Origin of the sequence: Anaeromyxobacter oryzae (genome assembly GCF_023169945.1) — a bacterium.
Taxonomy (GTDB): Bacteria; Myxococcota; Myxococcia; order Myxococcales; family Anaeromyxobacteraceae; genus Anaeromyxobacter; species Anaeromyxobacter oryzae.
In genome coordinates this window covers 4,942,734-4,962,102 of record NZ_AP025591.1, presented here as the reverse complement: position 1 = coordinate 4,962,102, position 19,369 = coordinate 4,942,734, and the positions used below count along the sequence as shown (strand labels likewise).

Here is a 19,369-nt window from a genome sequence, read left to right as displayed (position 1 = left end):
CCGGGATCAGATCCGGAACGCGGCGAAGATGCCGAGCGACCGGAAGTCGGTGTTGTTCGCCGTCTTGCCGAGCAGGTCCGGGTAGGTGAAGCTCGCCCCGATGTCGATCCAGCGGATCGGCGTCACGATCACCGCCGCGCTCACCGGTACGCGGTAGTAGTCGCCGAAGCTCCCGGCGGACGGGTTGATCGGTCCCTCGATGGCGATGCCGCCCGCGAGCGCGAGCGTCGGGCCGAGCTGGAGCTGCAGCGTGCCGGGGACCGAGATGATCTCGCGGTTCTCGCCCTTGACGACGCCGCCCGAGGAGATCTCATCCGGGATCGGACGGACGAGGTTGTACGTCCCGCCGACGTCGAACGTCCCCGCCGCCCACTTCGTCCGGGTGTCGCGACCGTTCAGGCCGAAGTTGATGGTCGGCGCGACGGTGAGCGCGAGCGGGCCGCCGCCGGCGCGCACGATGACCCGCGCCTCGCCGCTCCAGGCCTTTTCGGCGATGGGCGCGTAGTTCACGGCGAGGCCGAGGCCGAGGTCGAGGCCGGCGGCGCGGCCGAGCGAGAACACCGTGTCGACGCTCACGTCCTGGTAGAAGCGGTCACAGCCGTTGGAGCTGCCGCTGTAGCAGAGGCCGACGAGGTGGCGGACGCCGATCATCCACGAATCCGTGAGGCCGAAGTAGAGGCTCGGGTTCGACGAGATCGGCTTCCCCTCCTCGTTCTTCTGGAGGTTGATGTTCACCGGGAAGTAGACCTCGGCCATCCCGGCGCCGAGCGTCAGCGGGCGGCGCGTCACCTCGGTCGGCCAGTCCGCGACCCCGTGCGATCCGAGGATCGGCGTGTCGGTGGTGGTCTGAGCACGGACGGTGAACGCAGCGAGCGCCGCCACGGCGGCGGCGCACAGACGGATCCTCTTCATGTTTCCCCTCCCTCGACTGCGGGTATGACGCCCCGAATCTGGGCTCCCGGCCTGCGCGTGGCCAAGCACCGGGCGGGGCCGGAGGCGGCGCGCCGGGGCCTCGGCCTGCGCACGGGCAGCGCGGCGCTCTCCCGCGTGCCCGACCCCCGCCGTGCGCACCTCGTGGGCCGCGCCCATCTTGCCGGGAAGGGGGGAGAGTCATGCGAGCTCGAGGGTGGGCGATCGCGGCGGCGGTGCTCGCCGTCGCCGGGTGCAAGACGTCGACGAGATCCGGCGACCGCGTCGCCGCCGAACCCGCGCCGGGGACGGCGCCGGAGGCGCGGGCCGGGGGCGACGGCAGCGGCTCCGTCGCGGCGGAGGGCCAGGGCGGCACGCAGCAGGGCGGCGTCGCGGCTGGCGAGACGGCGGCCGCGGGGGCCGGCGCGCCGGAGCAGGCGAACCAGGTCACGGGGCGCGTCGCGCTGGTGGACAAGCAGCAGCACGAGCTCGCGATCGACGCGGGCACCGCGACGACGCAGGTGAAGGTCGCGCAGAACGCGAAGATCACCGTCGACGGGAAGAGCGCGTCGTTCGACGACATCCGCCAGGGCGCCGAGGTCCGCGCCACGATGGACCGGAGCGGCGACACGCCCCAGGCGACGGAGATCGCGATCACGCACTCCAGTCAGCCGTCGCAGAAGAAGTAGCGCCGTGCGAAGGACCGGACGCGCCGCCCGGGGACGCCCGCGCGGCGCGTCGCGTTGCCCCGCCGGGCGCGCCGGCGTAAGAGGGCTCCATGCCGCCCCGCTTCGCGCCACGGCGCGCCATCGGCCGCACCGGGTTCGTCGCCACCGCCATCGGACAGGGGGATCTCGCCGATCGGTCCGTCCCGAAGGAGCGCTGCGTGGCCACGCTCCGCCGCGCGCTCGACGCCGGCGTGAACGTCGTCGACACCGCGCCGATGTACGAGGACGGGTACTCGGAGGAGATCGTCGGGGAGGCGCTGCGCGGCCGGCGCGACGGCGTCTTCGTCGTCGACAAGATCGACGACCTCGACCGGCCGGTGTCACCCCAGCTCGACGCGAGCCTCTCGCGCCTGGGCCTCCCCTCCGTGGACCTGCTCGTCTTCCACTCCGTCTCCGAGCCCGCCGCGTGGGCCCGGCTCGCCGCGCCCGGCGGCGGGATGGACGCGCTCGCGGGGGAGATCGCCCGCGGGCGGGCGCGGTTCCGCGGGATCTCGAGCCACGACCCGGACGTGCTCGCCGCGGCGCTCGCGTCGGGCACGTGCGACGTCGTCATGTTCCCCGTCGGCCCGTTCGTCGACGCGCGGTACGTCGACGAGCTCCTCCCGCGCGCGCGGGCGCTCGGCGTCGGGACGATCTGCTTCAAGACGTTCGGCGCCGGGAAGCTCGTCGGCGACACCGAGGGGTACGGGCGGCCGCTGTCGGAGCGGCCGCGCGGGAAGCTCTCGTCGGGAGGCTCCGACGCCGCGGCGCCGACGCTGCCCCACCTCTCCGTCGGCGACTGCGTCCGGTACACGCTCACCTGCGATCCGGACGTGGCGCTCCTCGGCCTCTCGTTCGAGAACGAGCAGGACGCCGCCTTCGCGGCCGCCGCCGCGTTCCGGCCGATGAGCGCGGCGGAGCTCGCGGAGACGCGCCGCCGGGCCGCGGAGGCGATCGCCGGGAAGGGCCGGATCTGGTGGAACCCGGCGGGCTAGCCCCCGCCGCGCCGCGCCCCTCGATTTCGCGCAGAAAAACGCGCGTTCGCCGGTTGGCGGCGCCGGCTCCTGTGCCGAACGTTGCGGCGACGGAGGAGACACATGGCGCGCATCGCGTTCATCGCCGACGACCTGTTCGAGGACTCGGAGCTGCGGATCCCGTGGGACCGCGCCCGCGCGGCAGGCCACGAGACGGTCCTGGTGGGGCTCGAGAAGGGGAAGCGGATCGAGGGCAAGAAGAAGAAGGAGACGTTCACGACCGACGCCTCGGCCAAGGACGTCTCCGCCGACCAGTTCGACGCGCTCGTGATCCCGGGCGGCTACTCGCCGGATCACCTCCGGACGGACATCGACATGGTGCGGCTCGTCCGGACGATGTTCGTCGCCGGCAAGCCGGTCGCCGCCGTGTGCCATGGCCCGTGGATGCTCGTCGAGGCCGACGCGCTCGACGGGAAGACGGTCACGTCCTGGCCGTCCCTCAAGACCGACCTCATCAACGCAGGCGCGCGCTGGGTGGACCGGGAGGTCGTGGAGGACGAGAACCTCATCACCTCCCGGAACCCGGGCGATCTGGAGGCCTTCTCGCGGACGCTCCTGCAGCGCGTCGGCGAGGGCGCGCAGGCGCGCGAGGGTCGGGCGGGCGCGGGCGAGCAGCCCTCGGCCGGCGCGTAGCCGCTCGAGGGGTCCTCCCGTCGCGAGGGGCCCGCTTGCAGGCGGTGGGGCTCCGGGGCTAAGCATCGACGACCGCCCCGGGAGCCCTCGCATGCTCGATCTGCTCGTCGCCCTCGCGCTCTCCGCCTCTCCGGCCGCACCCGTCCCGCCTGCGCTGCCCGCGGACCGGGCGCCGCTCCGGTATCCCGAGACCCGCCGCGACGGTGTGGTGGACGACTTCTTCGGGACGAAGGTCGCGGATCCGTACCGCTGGCTCGAGGACCCTGACAGCCCCGACACGCAGGCCTGGGTGCAGGCGCAGAACGCGCTCACGCAGGCGTGGCTCGCCGCGGTCCCGGAGCGGGCCGCGATCCGCGACCGCCTCACGCGCCTGTTCGATTTCGAGCGCTTCACGGAGGCGCGGCGGCGCGGCGGGCGCGTCTTCTTCCTGCGGAACTCCGGGCTGCAGAACCAGTCCGTGCTCTGGGTCGCCGACCGCCCGGGAGACGCCGGGCGCGTGCTGCTCGATCCGAACGGGCTCTCGCCGGACGGCACCGTCGCGCTGTCCGAGTGGGCGGTGTCGGAGGACGGGAAGCTCCTCGCGTACGCGCTCGCAGACGCCGGCTCGGACTGGCTCACCTGGCGCGTCCGGGACGTGGAGACCGGCGCGGATCGCCCGGACGTCGTGTCCTGGTCGAAGGCGAGCCGGGCGAGCTTCACCCGTGACGGCAGCGGCTTCTTCTACAGCCGGTACGACGCGCCGAAGGAGGGCGCCGCGCTCACGGCGGTGAACCAGGATCACCAGGTCTGGTTCCACCGCCTGGGGACGAAGCAGGACCAGGATCGGCTCGTCTTCCGCCGGCAGGACCAGCCGGAGTGGTACGTCGGGGGCGAGGTGACGCTCGACGGGCGGTGGCTCGTGATCACCGCGAGCAAGGGGACGAACCCGGAGACCTCCATCTTCCTCGTCGACCTCGCGAGGCCGGAGTGGAAGGCGGAGCCGTTCCTCGACGCGATGGACGCGACCTACGCGGTCGTGGGGAACGAGGGCGACACCTTCTACGTCCTCACCAACAAGGACGCGCCGCGCTCCCGGCTCGTCGCGATCCGGCGCGACGCGCGCGCGCCGGCCGCGTGGCGGACGATCGTGCCCGAGGCGAAGGGCCGCGACGTCCTCGCGAGCGCGGCGTGGGCCGGCGGCCGCCTGGTCGTGCAGTGGATGCGCGACGCGCACGACGAGCTCGAGGTGTGGGGCGAGGACGGCAAGCGCGTCGCGAAGGTGAAGCTGCCGGCGCTCGGGACCGTGCGCGACCTCGACGTGCAGGGGCCGGTGGCGGAGGCGGAGGTGTACCTCGGCTTCAGCGGCTTCACGACGGCGCCCATGCTCCTCCGCCTCGACGCGAAGACGGGCGCGCTCGACACGTTCCGCGCGCCGAAGGTGGCGTTCGACGGACGCCGGTACGTGACGCGCCAGGTCTTCTACCGGTCGAAGGACGGGACGCGGATCCCGATGTTCCTCGTCCACCGGAAGGGGATCGCGCTCGACGGCCGGAACCCGACGCTGCTCTACGGCTATGGCGGCTTCAACATCCCCCTCACGCCCGAGTTCAAGGTCTCGCGGCTCGTGTGGCTCGAGATGGGCGGCGTGTACGCGATGCCGAACCTCCGCGGCGGCGGCGAGTACGGGAAGGAGTGGTACGACGCCGGGCGGCTCGCGCGGAAGCAGAACGTGTTCGACGACTGCATCGCGGCGGCGCAGTGGCTCGTCTCGAACGGCTACACGACGCCCTCGCGGCTCGCCGTGAACGGCGGGTCGAACGGCGGGCTCCTCGTCGGGGCGGTCGAGACGCAGCGCCCGGACCTGTTCGGCGCCGCCGTGCCGGAGGTCGGGGTCCTCGACATGCTGCGGTTCCACCGGTTCACGCTGGGCTGGGGCTGGAAGAGCGACTACGGGTCGGCCGAGACGAAGGAGGGCTTCGACGTCCTCTACCGCTACAGCCCGCTGCACGCGGTGAAGCCCGGGACCCGCTACCCGCCGACGCTGGTGGTCACCGCGGACCACGACGACCGCGTGGTCCCCGCCCACAGCCACAAGTTCACCGCCGCCCTGCAGGCGGCGCAGGCGGGCGACGCGCCGATCCTGACGCGCATCGAGACCCGCGCCGGCCACGGCGCCGGCAAGCCCACCTCGAAGCAGATCGAGGAGCGCGCCGACGTGTACGCGTTCCTCGTGCGGGCGCTCGGGATGGAGCTGCCGGCGGGGTTCGGGGGGGAGGGCGGCGCGCCGGCGGCGGACAAGAAGGCGGCGCGGTAGCGGGATCCGCGGCGGATTCTTGCCCGCTCCTGTCTGCGCAGGCGACACTCGCCCCGATGCCCCCCGACTCCCCGATCTTCACGGTCGCACGCGTCATCCAGCTCTCGGTCGCACCCGTCTTCCTCCTCACCGCGCTCGGCACGCTCCTCGGCGTCTTCTCGTCGCGGCTCGTCCGCGTGGTGGACCGCGCGCGCGTCCTGAACGAGAAGCTGCCGACCATGCCGGAGGACCGCAGGGCCCGGCTCCGGGCGGAGTTCGACGTGCTCATCACCCGCCGGAAGCTCGTGAACACCGCCATCACGTTCGCGATCAGCGCGGCCCTCCTCGTCTGCGCCCTCATCGCGACCGCGTTCGTCGGCTCCATGCTGCGCCGCGACTTCTCGCATCCCGTCGCGACGCTCTTCATCCTCGCGATGGTCGCGTTCATCGGCGCGCTCCTGTCCTTCCTCGCCGAGGTGCTGCTCGCGGTGCGGAGCGTGCGGATCGAGCACCCGTGACGGCGTCCGGGGCGCGCCCGGAGCGGGCAAAGGAGCGCCCCGCGCGCGTTCCTGCTAGAACGCCGCCGTGACCCACCCGCCTGCCCCTCCCGCCCCGGCGCCCTTCCCCGACCTCGGCGCCCACCCCGCCCTCGCGCGCGCCCTCGAGCGCAAGGGCTACGCCGAGCCGACGCCGGTGCAGGCGGCGGTCCTCTCGCCCGATCTGCGCGGGAAGGACCTGCTCGTCTCGTCCCGCACCGGCTCGGGGAAGACCGTCGCGTTCGGCCTCGTCCTCGCCGACGCGCTCCTCGGGGAGGCGGCGGCGTTCGGCGAGGCCGGCCCCCCCGCGGCGCTCGTGGTGGCGCCGACCCGCGAGCTGGCGCTGCAGGTCCAGCGCGAGCTCTCGTGGCTCCTCGCCGAGACCGGGGCGCGCGTCGTCGCCTGCGTCGGCGGCATGGACGCGCGCCGGGAGGCCCGCGCCCTCGGGCAGGGCGCGCATCTCGTCGTCGGCACGCCGGGGCGGCTCCTCGACCACCATCGCCGCGGCGCCCTCGACCTGTCCGCCCTCGCCGCCCTCGTCCTCGACGAGGCGGACGAGATGCTCGACATGGGCTTCCGGGACGAGCTCGAGGCGCTGCTCGCCGCGGCCGCGCCGGACCGGCGGACGATCATGTTCTCGGCGACGCTCCCGAAGCCGATCGTCGAGCTCGCGCACCGGTACACCCGCGACGCCGTGCGGGTGGCCGCGACGCCGGCGCGCGAGGCGCACGCGGACATCGCGTATCGCGCCCACCTCGTCGCGCCGGCCGAGCGCGAGCTCGCCATCGTGAACGTGCTCCGGGCCGTGGATCCGCCGAGCGCGCTCGTGTTCCGGGCGACGCGCGAGGCGGCCCACCACACGGCGGCAGCCCTCGACGAGCGCGGCTTCTCCGCGGTCGCCATCTCCGGCGAGCTGACGCAGGCGGAGCGGCTCAAGGCGCTGAAGGCGCTCCGGGACGGGCGCGCCCGGCTCCTCGTCGCGACCGACGTCGCGGCGCGCGGCCTCGACCTCCCGAACATCGGCCTCGTCCTGCACGGCGATCTCCCCCGCGATCCGGAGGCGCTCCAGCACCGGAGCGGCCGGACCGGCCGCGCGGGGAAGAAGGGCATCGCCGTCCTCCTCGCCGAGCCGCGCGAGCGGTTCAAGCTGGAGCGGATGCTGCGCGAGGCGAACGTCCGGGTGGAGTGGGCGGCCGTGCCGGCCGCGGACGCGATCCGCGCCCAGGACGAGGAACGGCTCGCGGCCGAGGTGGAGGCGCTCGCCACGGACGCCACCGACGACGAGCGGGCCGCCGCGACGCGGCTCCTCGAGGGCCGCGACCCGCTGCTCGTCGCCGCCGCGCTGGTCCGGGAGAAGCGGGCCCGCCTCCCCGCCCCGGAGGAGCTGCCGGAGACGGCCGTCGCCGCCACCGAGCGCCCGGCGCCGCCGCGCGAGCGGAAGGCGCGCGGGGGGCCGCCGACGGACGTCGTCTGGTTCAAGATCACGATCGGGCGGGAGCGGAACGCCGATCCGAAGTGGATCCTCCCGCTGCTCTGCCGCCGCGGCGGCGTGACCCGCGACGCGATCGGCAAGATCGTCGTGGACGACCGGGAGACCCGGTTCCAGATCGCGCGTGCGTCCGCCGACGCGTTCGCTCAGGCGGCGCGGCGCCCCGATCCGCGCGCGCCGGGCGTGCGGATCGAGGTGGTCCGGGGTGGTGGCGAGGCGCCGGCGTTCCGCGGCGGGCCCGCGGGTCGCGCTTCGACGGGCCCCGGGCGAACGGATGCGCACCCCGCGCGCGCGACGAGCCACGCGCCCGCGCAGCGCTCGGGGACCGGGCACGCGGAGCGGAGCGGCGACGGCCACTCCGAGCGCCGCGGCGCCGGTCACTCCGACCGGAAGGTCCGGATTCCGAAGAGGGCCGAGACGACCCACGAGAGGAAGGCGAGCGCGAGCGCCACCAGGAGGGACTGGAAGAAGCCGAGGCCGTAGCTCCCCATCACGACGGCGAGCCAGACGAACACGTAGAGCAGCCACGGCAGGACGAGGAACCAGAGGAACCGCGCGAGCGTCATGTAGTACGCGATCGAGAGGACGATCGAGACGAGCACGGCGCGGCCGAAGGTGTTGGCGGGGTTCCCGGGGCTCACCCACGCGACCGCGAGCCAGAGGACGGCCGCCGACGCGACGAGCCGGACGACGAAGGCGATGGCGTGGTGCGGCTCGCGAGCTCCGTTCATGGCGGCCTCCGGGGGAGACCGTAGCACGCGTCCGGAGAGGGCTTAGGCACTTCTTAGGATCGCGTTAGGGATCATTCAGGAACCGCGACGCGGCGCCGCCGGCATCCTCTCCCCGTCACCCACGACGGGAGAGAGCACATGAGCCGAGTCGATCTGTACGGGACGGTCCACAAGGGGATCCGCGGCCTGCTCGCCGGGACGGCGGCGCTGGCGGGGCGCACCGACTTCGCGCGCGCCGAGGAGGCGGCGCGGGCCGCGGCGGAGGTCCGGCGCCTGCTCGGGTTCCTCGACGAGCACGCCCACCACGAGGACACCTGGGTCATGCCGGAGGTCGCCCGGATCGCGCCGGAGCTGCACGCCGACCTCGCCGCCGACCACGTGCGCACGGACGGGCTCCACCGCGAGCTCGCCGGCCTCGCGGCGCGCGTGGAGGGCGCCACCGAGGCGGAGCGGGTCTCGCTGGGAGCCCGCATCCACGAGCGGCTCTGGCGGCTCGCCGCGGAGCACCTCCGCCACATGGCGCGCGAGGAGGCCGACGCGCAGCGGGTCCTCTGGGCGCACCGGACGGACGAGGAGCTGGGCCAGCTGCACGGGCGCCTGCTCGCCTCCATCCCGCCGGCCCGGATGGCCGAGTGGAGCGCGATCATCCTCCCCGCGCTCGCGACGCGGGAGCGCGCCGGGATGCTCGCCGGGATGCGCGCGGCGATGCCTCCGCCGGTCTTCGAGCGGATCACCGCGCCCGCGCGGGACGCGCTCGGTCCCGTCGAGTGGGCCGCGACCGCGGTCGCCGCGGGGTTCTGACGTCCGCGTCGCCCCCGCGGGGGCGGCGCGGCATCGGTGCGGCGCGCCCCGGCCCGGCCTAGGATCCCGTGCCGGGGCGCCCGCGTGATCTCGACGGAGCTGGCAGGATTCCTTCAGTCCGGCATCTCGATCCTGGTGGGCACCCGCGACGCCCGCCTGTTCCCGGACTGCGTCCGCGCCGTCGGCGCGCGCTGCGCACCGCCGGGGGAGCTGACGATCTTCCTGCCCGACGCGACGGCCGGCACCTGCATCGCGAACGCGCGCGACAACGGCCGCGTCGCCGCGACGTTCTCGCGCGCGCACGACCACCGCTCGATCCAGGTGAAGGGGCGCGCGATCGAGGTCCGCCCCTGCGACGCCGCGGAGCGGGCCGCCATCGACGCCTACCGCTGCGCGTGGGCTCAGGAGCTCGCGATCATCGGGATGCCGCCGCGGGTGACGCTCCGCATGTCGCACTGGCCGGCGCACGCGGTCCGGCTCCGCGTCGAGGCCGTCTACGTCCAGACCCCCGGCCCGGGCGCGGGCGCGCCGCTCGTCGCCCCGGAGGCCGGGCGGTGAGCTCCGCGCTCGAGGCGCTCGGGCCCTGCTTCCAGGGCGTCATCCCGTCGATCATCACGACGTGCTCGCGCGACGGCGAGCCGAACACGACCTACCTCTCGCAGGTCCACTACGTGGATCCCCGTCACGTCGCCCTCTCCTGCCAGTTCTTCAACAAGACGAAGCGGAACGTCGCGGAGAACCCGCACGCGACGGTGCTCGTCCACGATCCGGTGACGTTCGACACCTACCGCCTGCGGCTCCGGTTCGACCACTCCGAGACCGAGGGGCCGCTCTTCGAGCGGATGGCGCTCCGCATCCAGGCGATCGCGTCCCACAGCGGGATGGCGGGCGTCTTCCGGCTCCTCTCCTCGGACGTGTACGAGGTGCTCGCCGTCGAGCGGCTCGACGCGTTCCTCCAGCCTCCGGACCCCGTGCTGGACGCGTCGCCCGCGGCGGCGCTCGGGCCGGGCCCGCTCACCGAGCTCCGCGGCGTCCAGGCGATCTCGGAGCGGATCGCGCGCGCCGGGGACCTCGAGACGCTCCTCGGCGGAACGCTGGCGGCGCTGGACGAGCTGCTCGGCTTCTCGCACGCGATGGTCCTCGTGCCCGACGAGCGCGGCGACCGGCTCCTGGCGCTCGCCAGCCGCGGCTACGGCGCGGGCGGGATCGGCGCCGAGGTGCTGGTGGGGGACGGCATCATCGGGACCGTCGCCGCGCGCCGGCGCATGATCCGGGTCGCGGGCGTCGGCCAGGAGCTCCGGTACGGCCGGGCCATCCGCGGCCGCGTCGCGGAGTGCGGGGACGCCGCCCGGCTCGGACCCGAGATCCCCCTCCCCGGCCTGCCCGACGCGCAGGCCCAGCTCGCGCTCCCCCTCGTGGCCGGCGACCGGCTCGTCGGCGTGCTCGCGGTGGAGAGCCGCGATCCGCTCCAGTTCGACGACTGGGACGAGGCGTTCCTCCAGATCGTGGCGAACCAGATCGCGATGGGGATCGACCGGATGAGCGCGGCGGCCGAGGAGGACCCCGAGCCGACGCCGGCACGCCGCGCGCCGCCCGTCGCCGCGCCCCGCCGGACCCGCGCGTTCACGTACTACCGGAACGACGACTGCATCTTCGTCGACGGCGAGTACCTCGTGCGGAACGTCCCGGGGAAGATCCTCTGGAAGGTGCTCGGGCTCCACCGCCGCGAGGGCCGCAGCGAGTTCACCAACCGCGAGCTGCGGCTCGACCCGACGCTCGGGCTCCCCCCGCTCAAGGACAACCTGGAGAGCCGGCTCATCCTCCTGCGGCGCCGGCTCGAGGAGAAGTGCCCGGACGTCCGGCTGGTGCCGGTGAGGCGCGGGCGCTTCGCGCTCGAGCTCGGCTGCGCGGTCGAGCTGGTCGAGAAGGAGTGCGCGTAGCGCTTCCCTCCGGCGCGCGGACGGGGATACTCCACCGTCATGAGCAAGATCCCATCGACGCCGGCGACCCGGCTCCTCCGCGAGAAGGGCGTCGCGTACACCGAGCACCCGTACCGCTACGAGGAGCGGGGCGGCACCGCCGTGTCCGCCCGCGAGCTGGGCGTGGACGAGCACGCGGTCGTGAAGACGCTCGTCATGGAGGACGAGGACCGGGAGCCGCTCCTCGTCCTCATGCACGGCGATCGCGAGGTCTCCACGAAGGCGCTCGCGCGCCTCCTCGGGAAGAAGTCGATCCAGCCCTGCAAGCCGGAGGTGGCGAACCGCCACTCGGGGTACCTGGTCGGCGGCACGAGCCCCTTCGGCACCCGGAAGGCCATGCCCGTCTACATGGAGCGGACGATCGCGGACCTGCCGCGCGTCTACATCAACGGCGGATCGCGAGGGTTCCTCGTCGGGATCGCGCCGGCGGACGTCGTGAAGGTGCTCTCGCCGACGCTGGTGGAGGTGGCGATCGAGGGCTGAAGCAGAGAGGCGCCGGCGACTCCCGGTCGCCCCGGGCGTGGCGCGCGCGGAGTCGAAGGGCTCCTCAGGATCCGTTCAGGACCCTGAGCCCGCGCGGCGGCCTCGGCGCGGGCGCGGCCTCGGGCGCGGGCAGGCCCCACGCGCGCTCCCGCAGCTCCGCCACGTGGCAGGCCCGCGACGACGGGCCGTCGAGGTCGCCGTCCTCGAGCAGCGCGAGGGCGCTGCAGCGGCCGCAGTAGCCGCTCCGCGGGCAGGTCGCGCACTCCGGCAGGCCGCCCCAGCGGCGCGCGCGGAGGCGGCGGAAGACCTCCGACTCGCGCCAGATGACGTCGAGCGGCGCCTCCCGGACGTTCCCGGCGGAGAGCGGCATCGCCACGCACGGGAGGACGTCGCCCGAAGGGCTCACCGCGACGAAGCTCCGCGCCATCCCGCACGGCGCGCGGTCCGGCGGCGCCGTCGCGGGCGGACCGCCCTCCGGAGGCGGACCGCTCGCGGCGAGCGCCGCCTGGATGGCGGCGTCGTCGCCGCGGCACCGCGTCGGGCCGGTGCCGCCGCCCGAGGCCGCGAAGAGGTGGGGATCGAGCTGGAGCGCGGCGCCGAGGCGCGCCGCCAGGGCGGCGACCGCGCCGTGATCGCCGGCCGCGTCGCCCACGAGGGGGCACTTCAGCGCGACCCGGACGCCGGCCTGGCGCAGCCGCAGCGCCCCCCGCACCGCCGCGCGGAGGGAGCCCGGGACGCGCGTCACCGCGTCGTGGCGGTCGGGCCGCGTGCTGAAGATCGAGATCTCGACCGACGCGGGCGAGAGCGCCGCGAGGCGGCGGACGCAGGCCCGGTCGAGGAGGAGGCCGTTCGTGAGCACGGTGACGGCGAGCCCCACGCGGCGCGCGTGCTCCGCGACGTCCCAGAACCGGGGCGACAGGAGCGCCTCGCCCCCGGAGATCGTGAGGAACAGGACGCCGAGCCGGCGGGCCTGGTCGAGCACCGCGCGCCAGGCGCCGGCGTCGAGCTCGTCCGGCGCCGCCGCCCGCTCCTGGAAGCAGTGGACGCAGCGCGCGTTGCACCGGTACGTCAGCTCGACGTGCAGCGCGAGGGGGATGCCCTTCTCGCGCGCGATGGCCCGCACGTCGGCGAAGCTGCGCCTCACGCGGCGGCACTCCCCGCGCGGCGGAGCAGCGCGTCGACGTCGCTGTCGCGCCGGAAGGAGAGGCGCCGGAAGGGAGCGGCCGCCGCGATCCGGCCCGCCGCGGCGAACGCGGCCGCGCGCGCAGAGGGATCGTCGACAGGGAGCGCGAGGTGGGTCGCGACGTGGCGGAGCGCGTCGCGCCGGGGGAGCTCCTCGACGCGCTCGATGTCCCAGGCGAGCGCGTACACCGCCGCGAGCGGCGCGGGCCGCGGATCGCCGCGCCACCACGGCGTGCCGTGGACGAGGAGCGCGCCGTCCGGTCGCGGCAGCACGGCGGCGAGCTCGTCGGCGATCCCGTCGCGCGCGAGCGACGCCAGCGTGGACTTCCCTGCGCCGGAGGAGCCGGGGACGAGGTGGGCGGCCCCGCCGACGCGCAGCGCGGCGGCGTGCACGAGGACGCCGCCGCGCGCCAGCACGTGGCGAGAGACGAGGGCCCTCACGAACGCGTCGAGCGCGTTCACCCGGCGGTCGAGCGCGACCACGCCCGCGCCGGCGGCGACGTCGAGGTGGCCGAGATCGTCGCGCCCCTGGATGGTCCAGCGCCCGGCGCGTTCGACGACGCGTGGCGGCGCGTCCGGCGGCGCGTCCGGGCCCCCCACGAGCTCGATCGTCGCGTCCGCTCGCCCGGCCTCGCGCTGGAACGGCCCGTACCGCGCCGCGAGCGCCGGAGGCCCCTCCGCGCCGCGGAGGTCCACCCGCACCCCCGCGATCTCGAGGGCGAGGCGCGTCACTCCGTGATGACCACCGCGGCCTGGGCCAGCGCCGGGCCGTCGTCCACGGCCAGCACGAACGTCCAGGTTCCGGTCTGGTGGTAGCGGTCGATGGGCGTGCCGCGGACCTCCAGGACGCGCGTCAGCGTCGCGTCGCCGGACGCACCGGGATCGATGCTTCCCTGCAGCTGCGCGTACAGGTCGCCGGAGGGCGCGAGGACGTCCACGCGAGCCGCGTGCGCCCCCGGGGTACCGCCGCGGACGTGGGCCACGACGGTGAGCGCGGTCATCCCGGCCAGCGCGAACGCCGTGGGCTGCGCGGCGTCGCTCGTGATCGCGAGCGTCCCGCTGAGGTCGGTGACGGGGGGCGGGCGCCCCGAGGAGCCGCCGCTGCAGGCGGCGGCGGCGAGGGCGGCGAGCACGGGCCAGCGGCGCATGGGGGGTTCTCCTAGAACGCCGGGATGGCGAAGACGCGGCCCTTCGCCGTCGCGAAGACGAAACGGCCGTTGGTCCGGTCGAACACCGGCGGGCCGACGAGGATGCTCGTCGCGGGGCCGGGGACGTCGCGGGAGTCGAGGAGCGCAAGCCCGTCGAGCGAGAGCTTCCGCAGCTTCTTGTCGCTCGCGGCGACGAATGCGGTCCCGGTCGAGGGGAACGGCTGCGCCATGGATAGCGTCGCGCCGGACGGCGCGTTCCATTGCGCCGTGGCCGAGAGCACGCCGGACGTGGAGATCACGAGCCGCTGGACCGCGCTCGCGCTCGACACGAGGTAGCCGTGCGTCGCGCCGACGACGGTGCGGAGGTCGGTCGCGCTCGCGAGCGCCGAGGAGATCGGCGTGCCGTACCGCGGCGCCCCGGTCGACACGTCGAGGACGACGAGCTGGCCCGTCTTGTCCAGGCAGGCGAGGTCGGTCGTCAGCGGCCCCTGGGAGCACGCGACGGTGTAGCTGCCCGTGCCGGCCGGCCAGCCCGCCACCGGCGTCGGCGCCGCCGCGCCGGCGCCCACGTCGTATGCGCGGACGCCGCCGCCCGCGTCCACCGCCACGAAGAGCCGGTTCGTCCCGGCGTCGTAGATGGGCGCGGCGTAGAGCCCCTGCCCCGTCGCGCCGACCTGCAGCGTCCACACCGTGGCGCCGGTGTCGTGCCGGACGCCGAGGAGCCGGCCGGTCTTCGAGGCGAGGAGGATGGTGTCGTAGGGCGCGGTGTAGGCCGCGCTCGCGTACTGCTTCACGATCCCGGTGATCTCGGCGACGAAGCTCTCGCCGGTCCTGGTGACCTGCCAGGTGGTCGTTCCGGCGTCGAGGTCGAAGCCGAGGGCGAGGCCGCCCTGATCCGCGGCGAAGAGCATGTTGCGCCCGCTCGCCATCGCCGCCGCCGGCGTGTTGCCGGCCGGCAGGGACGCGAGCGCCACCGGGTCGAACGTCCGGAGTCCGGTGGCGAGGTCGAGCACCGTGACGTCCGGCCGGTTCGTGGCGACGGCGACGCGGCTCCCCGGGAGGACGCCGGGCTGGAGCAGCGACGTCCCGCCGAGCTGGTGCGTCCAGCCGCCCACCGGCGCCGCGACGGAGTCGAGGTAGCCCTTCGCGGTCCAGTATCCGCTGGTGCAGCTCGAGTAGACGAACAGCGCGTCGTGGTTGCAGACCCGGTAGTTGTACGCGCCGACGGCCGGATCCGCGGCCGTTCGCGTCGGCGAGCCGTCCCGGTCCGCGTACAGCACCGTCCCGGTGGCGAGGGCCTGGTTCGCGGGATCCGAGTAGTCGACGAAGTCCGCCGGGACGAACGGGTCCGTCCCGGAGGGCGTCCGGAAGATCGCGACGCCGTCGTGGGCGTTCCCCGTCGTGCCGCTCGTGTTCGTCCACGCGAGCGTCTGGCCCGAGCCGTCGGACAGGATCGTGAAGCCCGCGACGTCCGGGATCGGTGTGGGGACGATCGAGACCGTCTCCTCGTAGTTCGTGTTCACCGCGCGCGAGCCGTTCGACACGACCGTCGTGACCTGGAACGGGTACGCGGTCGTCTGCGTCACGGCCGGGAGCGAGGAGAAGCTGAACTTCAGGGTCGCGGTGCTCTTGGATGGCACCGTCAACGTGTACCTGAGCGTGTCCGTCGGGTTGCCGGAGGTCTTGACGGAGCCCGTCGGGCTCATGCTGACGTACGTGAGCCCTCCCCACCCGTTCGCCGGCGGGGCGTAGACGTCGATCTCGGTCATCGACGCGCCGCCGTTGTTCACGACGGTCACGGTGAAGGTCCACGGCCCCTTCGGCGTGCGGGAGGGGACGATGCCGGCGGGTGACCAGGCCACCGTCGACGCAGCGACCGTCCCGGCGGGCGTGATCGCGAGGTTCGTCGTGCTCCCGGCGGGCGAGATCGCCGGCGTGCCCTGGGCGCGATACGCGGAGCCGACCACCCCGGTCACGTCGAACGTGTACGTGACCGACCCCGTGGCGCCGGCCGCGAGCGGCACGTCCGCGGGGTTGTTCGTGCCGCTGGTCTGGGCGAGGCCGGCGAGCGTGAGCTGGTTGTACCTGGGCGGCGAGACCGTCACTGCCGCCGCCGTGTTGTTCTGGAACGTCATGACCGCCTGGACCTGATCCCCCGGTCCGGCGGTCAGGTTGGTGAACGCGAACGAGGCGGTCACGCCGGCCGTGCGGACCGGTCCGGCGATCGCGCCCACGGCGGACACGCCGGAGCCGGCCGCCGTCGCGCCGAACGTGTACACGCCCGCCTGGGCCAGCGGGTACGAGCAGCTGAACGTCGCCGACGCACCGGCCGCGCCGGCGGCCGCGAGCGACAGCGACGCGGGTGCGGGCGTGCACGCGAGAACGGCCCCGCCCTGGGGCGTGATCCTCACCGCCGGCGTCACGGTCGTCGCGGCGGTGGCGAGGTTCGTGACCGTCCAGGTCGAGGTCGCCGTCGTCGGCACCGGCCCCTGGACCGGGGAGACGCTGCCCGTGACGGCGAGCGCCTTCACCGGGATCGTGACCGCGCTCGCGCTCGTTACGTTCCACCCGGTCTGCCCACCGCAGGGATCGGACGCGGTGATGCGGCTCAGGTTGTCCGACCAGTCGCCCGCGACGGCGCCGCCGGGGGGCGTGACGTCCAGGCGGAACGTCCCGGCGCTGCCGTTGACGATCCCGCCGACGGCGCCGGCGCTGCAATCGGCGACCTGGAAGCGGATCGAGTAGAGCCCGTTCGTCTGCAGGCGCGTGACCGTCCAACCGTCCGGACCGGCGCCGCCCTGCGCCGACCAGCCCTGGGGCAGCCGGAACTCGATCTGGCGGAGGATCGTCCCGCTCTTCGAGTTCGCGACGTCGAGGTGGAAGGACGACGCCGTCCCGTTCGTCACCGCGTTCGCGAGCGGCGCCGTCCCGGCCGCGCTCGGGGTGACGGCGAGGTTCACCTGCGCGCGCGCCGCGCCGGCCACGAGCAGCGCGCCCGCCGTGACGACGAGGCGGACGGCGCGACTCATAGGACGTTGCACCGCTGGAGCTCGGACATCATGTTCGGGCCGTTCGGCGCACCGAAGGAGGCCGCGGTCAGCGGCTCGAAAGCCTCGTCCCACGCGATCGCCGGCGGCTCGTACGGCGGCGTGGTCGTCGGCGGACTCCGCTCCGTCTCCGTTTCCTGCCTCGTCCCGTTCATGCTCGCCTCGCCCGCTCTCGAAAGCTGGTGATGAAACACGGCGCTCGACCTCGCACCAACGTCCCCGCCCCACCACTCACGGCGTCGTCACCTCGACGAGCCCGCGCCGGACGAGCTCCCCGATGAACGCGCCGACGTCCGCGAGCGCCCGCTCCGCCGAGACGCCGAACCGCGCCGCGACCTCGCCCGCCAGCGCCGCGACGCTCCGCTCGCCGTCGACCCGCCCGAACACGAAGCTGCCCACCGGGTTCAGGCCCACGATCCGCCTCCCGTGCAGGTCGAGGAGGACCGCCTCGCCCTCCACCACCTGCCAGGCGCAGCGGCCCGCGACGCGAAGGACCGCGCCAGGAGCCGGAGGCGGCGGAGCGGCTCCGGGGGCGCCGGCGGGATCGGCTGCTCCCGCCCGCGACGACGCCGGGCCACCGCCGTGAAGATGACCTGGCGCGGAGCCCAGGTCGGATCGTTTCTCGGACACGCATCACCTCGGGTGATGATCCCGCCTGCTCCGGCGCCGACCACGCGGTGGATGACGAGCCCCGCCCGGCCCCGCGCGACGACCACGTCTCCCGGCGCCGGCGCGCCGTCGACGAACGCGAGCTGCACCTCGTCGCCCTCGCGGAGCGTCGGGGCCATGCTGCGGCCGCGTACCGGTTGCCAGATCGCCGTCATGGATTCGTGGAGGAGCGCCACCACCGACGCCCATCATCGGCCAGTCTCGTCGGACCCGCCAAAAACCCCCAGTCCCGGGTTGGCGTGACGTCAGGGTCGGCGACTCAGGCGGTGTAGGAGCCGGTGCGTGTTCCTCCGCACCGTCCACACGCCGTGGTGCGCGAGCCGCGCCGCGGCGACCGTGGCGCGATCCGCGAGCACCGCCTCGAACGCCATGCCCCACGCCCAGAACACGCGGTCCCGCGCGACGCCGGCGCGCGCGAGTGCCCGTTGGCGCAGCGCCTCGGCGACGCGCAGGCGTGTCGCGCCGGGCGACCGCGGAAGGCCCTCCGGCAAGGGCGCGCCGAGCTCGGCGAGCGCCGCGGCCGTGAAGGCGAGCGCGCGCGAAGCCCCCCACGCACGCGCCCGCGCCGCGACCTCGGCGCCGTCCACCGGCGGCCCGGCCTCGAGCAACAGGAGCAGGTCGAGCAGCCACCCGAGCCGCTCGTGGAGGTGCCGGGCGGAGTGGATCGCCAGGAAGATCAGCTCGTCCTCCGGCGCGAGCACGCGGACGGCGGCGCCGGAGGCGGTGCGGTGATCCCGGGCGCGCCCGAGGAGCGGCGCCGCCTCGAGCACGGCACCGAAGCCCACGTTCGCACGGAAGTGGACCTCGACGTCCGGGCCGCCAGGGCGCCCGAGGTGAACGTGGTGGTGGTGGCGACGCGCGTACGCGTCCGAGAACACGAACTCGCCTCGCTCGGGACACCACCCGCGCGCGGCGAGCGCCGCGAGGGCGTGATCCAGCTCGGCCGGGTCCACGAGCAGGTCCAGATCCCCCGACTCCCGGAGCGCGGGATCGGCGTAGGCGCGCTCCGCGAGGATCGGGCCCTTCAGCGCGACGGGGACGATGCCGCGCGCGGCGAGGGCCGCGAGCGCCTCGTCGAGCGCCGCTCGCAGCCGCGCGTCCTGGATCCGGCGCGCGAGCACGTTCCGCTCCACGCGCGCGCGGAGCGCGGCGAGGTCGGCGTCTGGGCCGGGCGGGGGGAAGCGCCGCACGAGCTCGTGCGCGAGCCCGTGCCGGAGCGCGGCGTCCGCGAGGCGCCGCGCGCGCTCCGCCGCGAGCGGCGGGAGCGGCGCCGCGGGGCGGGAGAGGAGGGCCCTGAGATCGGCCTCGAGCTCGTCGTGTCCGTCGTCCAGATCGTCGCGAGCATGGACGGGGTGCCCCGCTCCGGGCAAGCCCACGCGGCGAGATCCGCGAAGCTCCACGTCTGTCCCGCGATCCGGGTTCCCTCCCTGGGCGGGATCTCCGTCCGGGGCGGAGCCAACCGCCCTTCATCGGCGCATGTTGGGTCCTCGCCGCGCCCGCCGGGCACGGAGGGAACCATGACTGTGTACGCCCTGCTCGCACTCGCCTTCGCCGCCCTGGGGCTCGTCTCGACCCTGTTCCTGCGTCACAGGCGGTCGACGCGGTTGCCGCTGGATCCCCTCCCCGCGGGCCTGAAGCACCTCGCCGCCCATGTCGGTTCCCTGAGCCGGTTCGGCGCGGACCTGCAGGTCCGTCCCGGGGAGCGGTGGCGGCGCATCGGCTCCCTCGGCCGTTGAGCCCCGACCGTAC

21 protein-coding genes are annotated in these 19,369 nt (G+C 74.8%); 11 read left to right on the top strand and 10 right to left on the bottom strand.

The annotated features are described in order from the left end of the window. Window positions 1-6: 6 nt before the first annotated feature. The gene (locus tag AMOR_RS21620) at window positions 7-912 is read right to left on the bottom strand and encodes a hypothetical protein (protein WP_248353979.1); all 906 of its coding nucleotides are present in this window, start codon (window positions 910-912) and stop codon (window positions 7-9) included. 200 nt (window positions 913-1,112) lie between these two features. Here AMOR_RS21620 and AMOR_RS21615 point away from each other — a divergent pair, with 200 nt between their 5' ends. From AMOR_RS21615 to AMOR_RS21590, 6 genes are all read left to right on the top strand, one after another. Further along, window positions 1,113-1,598, top strand: coding sequence for a hypothetical protein (locus tag AMOR_RS21615; RefSeq protein ID WP_248353976.1), 486 nt, complete (start codon window positions 1,113-1,115; stop codon window positions 1,596-1,598). Window positions 1,599-1,687: 89 nt separating this feature from the next. Continuing rightward, the gene (locus tag AMOR_RS21610; protein WP_248353974.1) at window positions 1,688-2,611 is read left to right on the top strand and encodes an aldo/keto reductase; all 924 of its coding nucleotides are present in this window, start codon (window positions 1,688-1,690) and stop codon (window positions 2,609-2,611) included. 102 nt (window positions 2,612-2,713) lie between these two features. After that, window positions 2,714-3,283 (top strand): type 1 glutamine amidotransferase domain-containing protein, encoded by a 570-nt coding sequence (locus AMOR_RS21605; protein WP_248353971.1) that lies wholly within the window; start codon window positions 2,714-2,716, stop codon window positions 3,281-3,283. A 91-nt stretch (window positions 3,284-3,374) separates the two neighbouring features. Continuing rightward, complete coding sequence (locus AMOR_RS21600) at window positions 3,375-5,576, top strand: prolyl oligopeptidase family serine peptidase (protein WP_248353969.1); 2,202 nt, start codon at window positions 3,375-3,377, stop codon at window positions 5,574-5,576. A 56-nt stretch (window positions 5,577-5,632) separates the two neighbouring features. Continuing rightward, a complete protein-coding gene (locus AMOR_RS21595) occupies window positions 5,633-6,073 on the top strand; it encodes a DUF2721 domain-containing protein (protein ID WP_248353967.1) in 441 nt (146 codons plus the stop codon). Window positions 6,074-6,140: 67 nt separating this feature from the next. Further along, complete coding sequence (locus AMOR_RS21590) at window positions 6,141-8,063, top strand: DEAD/DEAH box helicase (RefSeq protein ID WP_248353965.1); 1,923 nt, start codon at window positions 6,141-6,143, stop codon at window positions 8,061-8,063. On the opposite strand, the gene AMOR_RS21585 is transcribed toward AMOR_RS21590, so the two are convergent. Continuing rightward, on the bottom strand, window positions 7,958-8,311 hold the full coding sequence (locus AMOR_RS21585) for a hypothetical protein (protein ID WP_248353963.1): 354 nt from the start codon (window positions 8,309-8,311) through the stop codon (window positions 7,958-7,960). The two genes, AMOR_RS21590 and AMOR_RS21585, sit on opposite strands and share 106 nt — an antisense overlap. Before the next feature lie 138 nt (window positions 8,312-8,449). Between AMOR_RS21585 and AMOR_RS21580 the strand changes: the two genes are divergently transcribed. The 4 genes from AMOR_RS21580 to ybaK all read left to right on the top strand — a co-directional run bounded on the left by AMOR_RS21580 (window position 8,450) and on the right by ybaK (window position 11,574). After that, complete coding sequence (locus tag AMOR_RS21580; RefSeq protein ID WP_248353961.1) at window positions 8,450-9,112, top strand: hemerythrin domain-containing protein; 663 nt, start codon at window positions 8,450-8,452, stop codon at window positions 9,110-9,112. Window positions 9,113-9,196: 84 nt separating this feature from the next. Beyond that, entirely contained in the window at window positions 9,197-9,670 is a 474-nt protein-coding gene (locus AMOR_RS21575) for a hypothetical protein (RefSeq protein WP_248353959.1), read from the top strand. Then, window positions 9,667-11,052, top strand: coding sequence for a GAF domain-containing protein (locus AMOR_RS21570; protein ID WP_248353958.1), 1,386 nt, complete (start codon window positions 9,667-9,669; stop codon window positions 11,050-11,052). Before AMOR_RS21575 ends, AMOR_RS21570 begins: the two co-directional genes overlap by 4 nt. Before the next feature lie 39 nt (window positions 11,053-11,091). Next, the gene (gene ybaK, locus AMOR_RS21565; protein ID WP_248353956.1) at window positions 11,092-11,574 is read left to right on the top strand and encodes a Cys-tRNA(Pro) deacylase; all 483 of its coding nucleotides are present in this window, start codon (window positions 11,092-11,094) and stop codon (window positions 11,572-11,574) included. Between the two features lie 64 nt (window positions 11,575-11,638). Here ybaK and AMOR_RS21560 read toward each other — a convergent pair whose 3' ends face one another. The 8 genes from AMOR_RS21560 to AMOR_RS21525 all read right to left on the bottom strand — a co-directional run bounded on the left by AMOR_RS21560 (window position 11,639) and on the right by AMOR_RS21525 (window position 18,990). Further along, window positions 11,639-12,718 carry a radical SAM/SPASM domain-containing protein gene (locus tag AMOR_RS21560; protein ID WP_248353952.1) on the bottom strand — a complete coding sequence of 360 codons (1,080 nt, stop codon included), beginning with the start codon at window positions 12,716-12,718 and terminating at the stop codon, window positions 11,639-11,641. Next, entirely contained in the window at window positions 12,715-13,488 is a 774-nt protein-coding gene (locus AMOR_RS21555) for a hypothetical protein (protein WP_248353949.1), read from the bottom strand. The genes AMOR_RS21560 and AMOR_RS21555 overlap by 4 nt, the downstream gene beginning before the upstream one ends. Then, on the bottom strand, window positions 13,485-13,904 hold the full coding sequence (locus AMOR_RS21550) for a hypothetical protein (RefSeq protein ID WP_248353947.1): 420 nt from the start codon (window positions 13,902-13,904) through the stop codon (window positions 13,485-13,487). The genes AMOR_RS21555 and AMOR_RS21550 overlap by 4 nt, the downstream gene beginning before the upstream one ends. Before the next feature lie 11 nt (window positions 13,905-13,915). After that, a complete protein-coding gene (locus AMOR_RS21545) occupies window positions 13,916-16,933 on the bottom strand; it encodes a PQQ-binding-like beta-propeller repeat protein (RefSeq protein WP_248353944.1) in 3,018 nt (1,005 codons plus the stop codon). After that, window positions 16,930-17,106 (bottom strand): hypothetical protein, encoded by a 177-nt coding sequence (locus tag AMOR_RS21540; RefSeq protein ID WP_248353942.1) that lies wholly within the window; start codon window positions 17,104-17,106, stop codon window positions 16,930-16,932. Before AMOR_RS21540 ends, AMOR_RS21545 begins: the two co-directional genes overlap by 4 nt. 76 nt (window positions 17,107-17,182) lie before the next feature. After that, entirely contained in the window at window positions 17,183-17,365 is a 183-nt protein-coding gene (locus AMOR_RS21535) for a PqqD family protein (protein WP_248353940.1), read from the bottom strand. Continuing rightward, window positions 17,356-17,739, bottom strand: coding sequence for a S24/S26 family peptidase (locus AMOR_RS21530; protein ID WP_248353937.1), 384 nt, complete (start codon window positions 17,737-17,739; stop codon window positions 17,356-17,358). The genes AMOR_RS21535 and AMOR_RS21530 overlap by 10 nt, the downstream gene beginning before the upstream one ends. 126 nt (window positions 17,740-17,865) lie before the next feature. Continuing rightward, window positions 17,866-18,990, bottom strand: a complete 1,125-nt coding sequence (locus AMOR_RS21525) for a nucleotidyltransferase family protein (protein ID WP_248353935.1) — start codon at window positions 18,988-18,990, stop codon at window positions 17,866-17,868. Window positions 18,991-19,137: 147 nt separating this feature from the next. Here AMOR_RS21525 and AMOR_RS21520 point away from each other — a divergent pair, with 147 nt between their 5' ends. Then, window positions 19,138-19,356: a hypothetical protein gene (locus AMOR_RS21520; protein WP_248353933.1), complete on the top strand. Its 219-nt coding sequence runs from the start codon at window positions 19,138-19,140 to the stop codon at window positions 19,354-19,356. Window positions 19,357-19,369: the final 13 nt, after the last annotated feature.

Coding starts and splice junctions, on each gene's coding strand:
- AMOR_RS21615 (WP_248353976.1), top strand. CDS start 1,113: ATGCGAGCTCGAGGGTGGGCGATCGCGGCGGCGGTGCTCGCCGTCGCC.
- AMOR_RS21530 (WP_248353937.1), bottom strand. CDS start 17,739: ATGGCCCCGACGCTCCGCGAGGGCGACGAGGTGCAGCTCGCGTTCGTC.
- AMOR_RS21600 (WP_248353969.1), top strand. CDS start 3,375: ATGCTCGATCTGCTCGTCGCCCTCGCGCTCTCCGCCTCTCCGGCCGCA.
- AMOR_RS21580 (WP_248353961.1), top strand. CDS start 8,450: ATGAGCCGAGTCGATCTGTACGGGACGGTCCACAAGGGGATCCGCGGC.
- AMOR_RS21595 (WP_248353967.1), top strand. CDS start 5,633: ATGCCCCCCGACTCCCCGATCTTCACGGTCGCACGCGTCATCCAGCTC.
- AMOR_RS21540 (WP_248353942.1), bottom strand. CDS start 17,106: ATGAACGGGACGAGGCAGGAAACGGAGACGGAGCGGAGTCCGCCGACG.
- AMOR_RS21620 (WP_248353979.1), bottom strand. CDS start 912: ATGAAGAGGATCCGTCTGTGCGCCGCCGCCGTGGCGGCGCTCGCTGCG.
- ybaK (WP_248353956.1), top strand. CDS start 11,092: ATGAGCAAGATCCCATCGACGCCGGCGACCCGGCTCCTCCGCGAGAAG.
- AMOR_RS21585 (WP_248353963.1), bottom strand. CDS start 8,311: ATGAACGGAGCTCGCGAGCCGCACCACGCCATCGCCTTCGTCGTCCGG.
- AMOR_RS21605 (WP_248353971.1), top strand. CDS start 2,714: ATGGCGCGCATCGCGTTCATCGCCGACGACCTGTTCGAGGACTCGGAG.
- AMOR_RS21520 (WP_248353933.1), top strand. CDS start 19,138: ATGACTGTGTACGCCCTGCTCGCACTCGCCTTCGCCGCCCTGGGGCTC.
- AMOR_RS21550 (WP_248353947.1), bottom strand. CDS start 13,904: ATGCGCCGCTGGCCCGTGCTCGCCGCCCTCGCCGCCGCCGCCTGCAGC.
- AMOR_RS21610 (WP_248353974.1), top strand. CDS start 1,688: ATGCCGCCCCGCTTCGCGCCACGGCGCGCCATCGGCCGCACCGGGTTC.
- AMOR_RS21545 (WP_248353944.1), bottom strand. CDS start 16,933: ATGAGTCGCGCCGTCCGCCTCGTCGTCACGGCGGGCGCGCTGCTCGTG.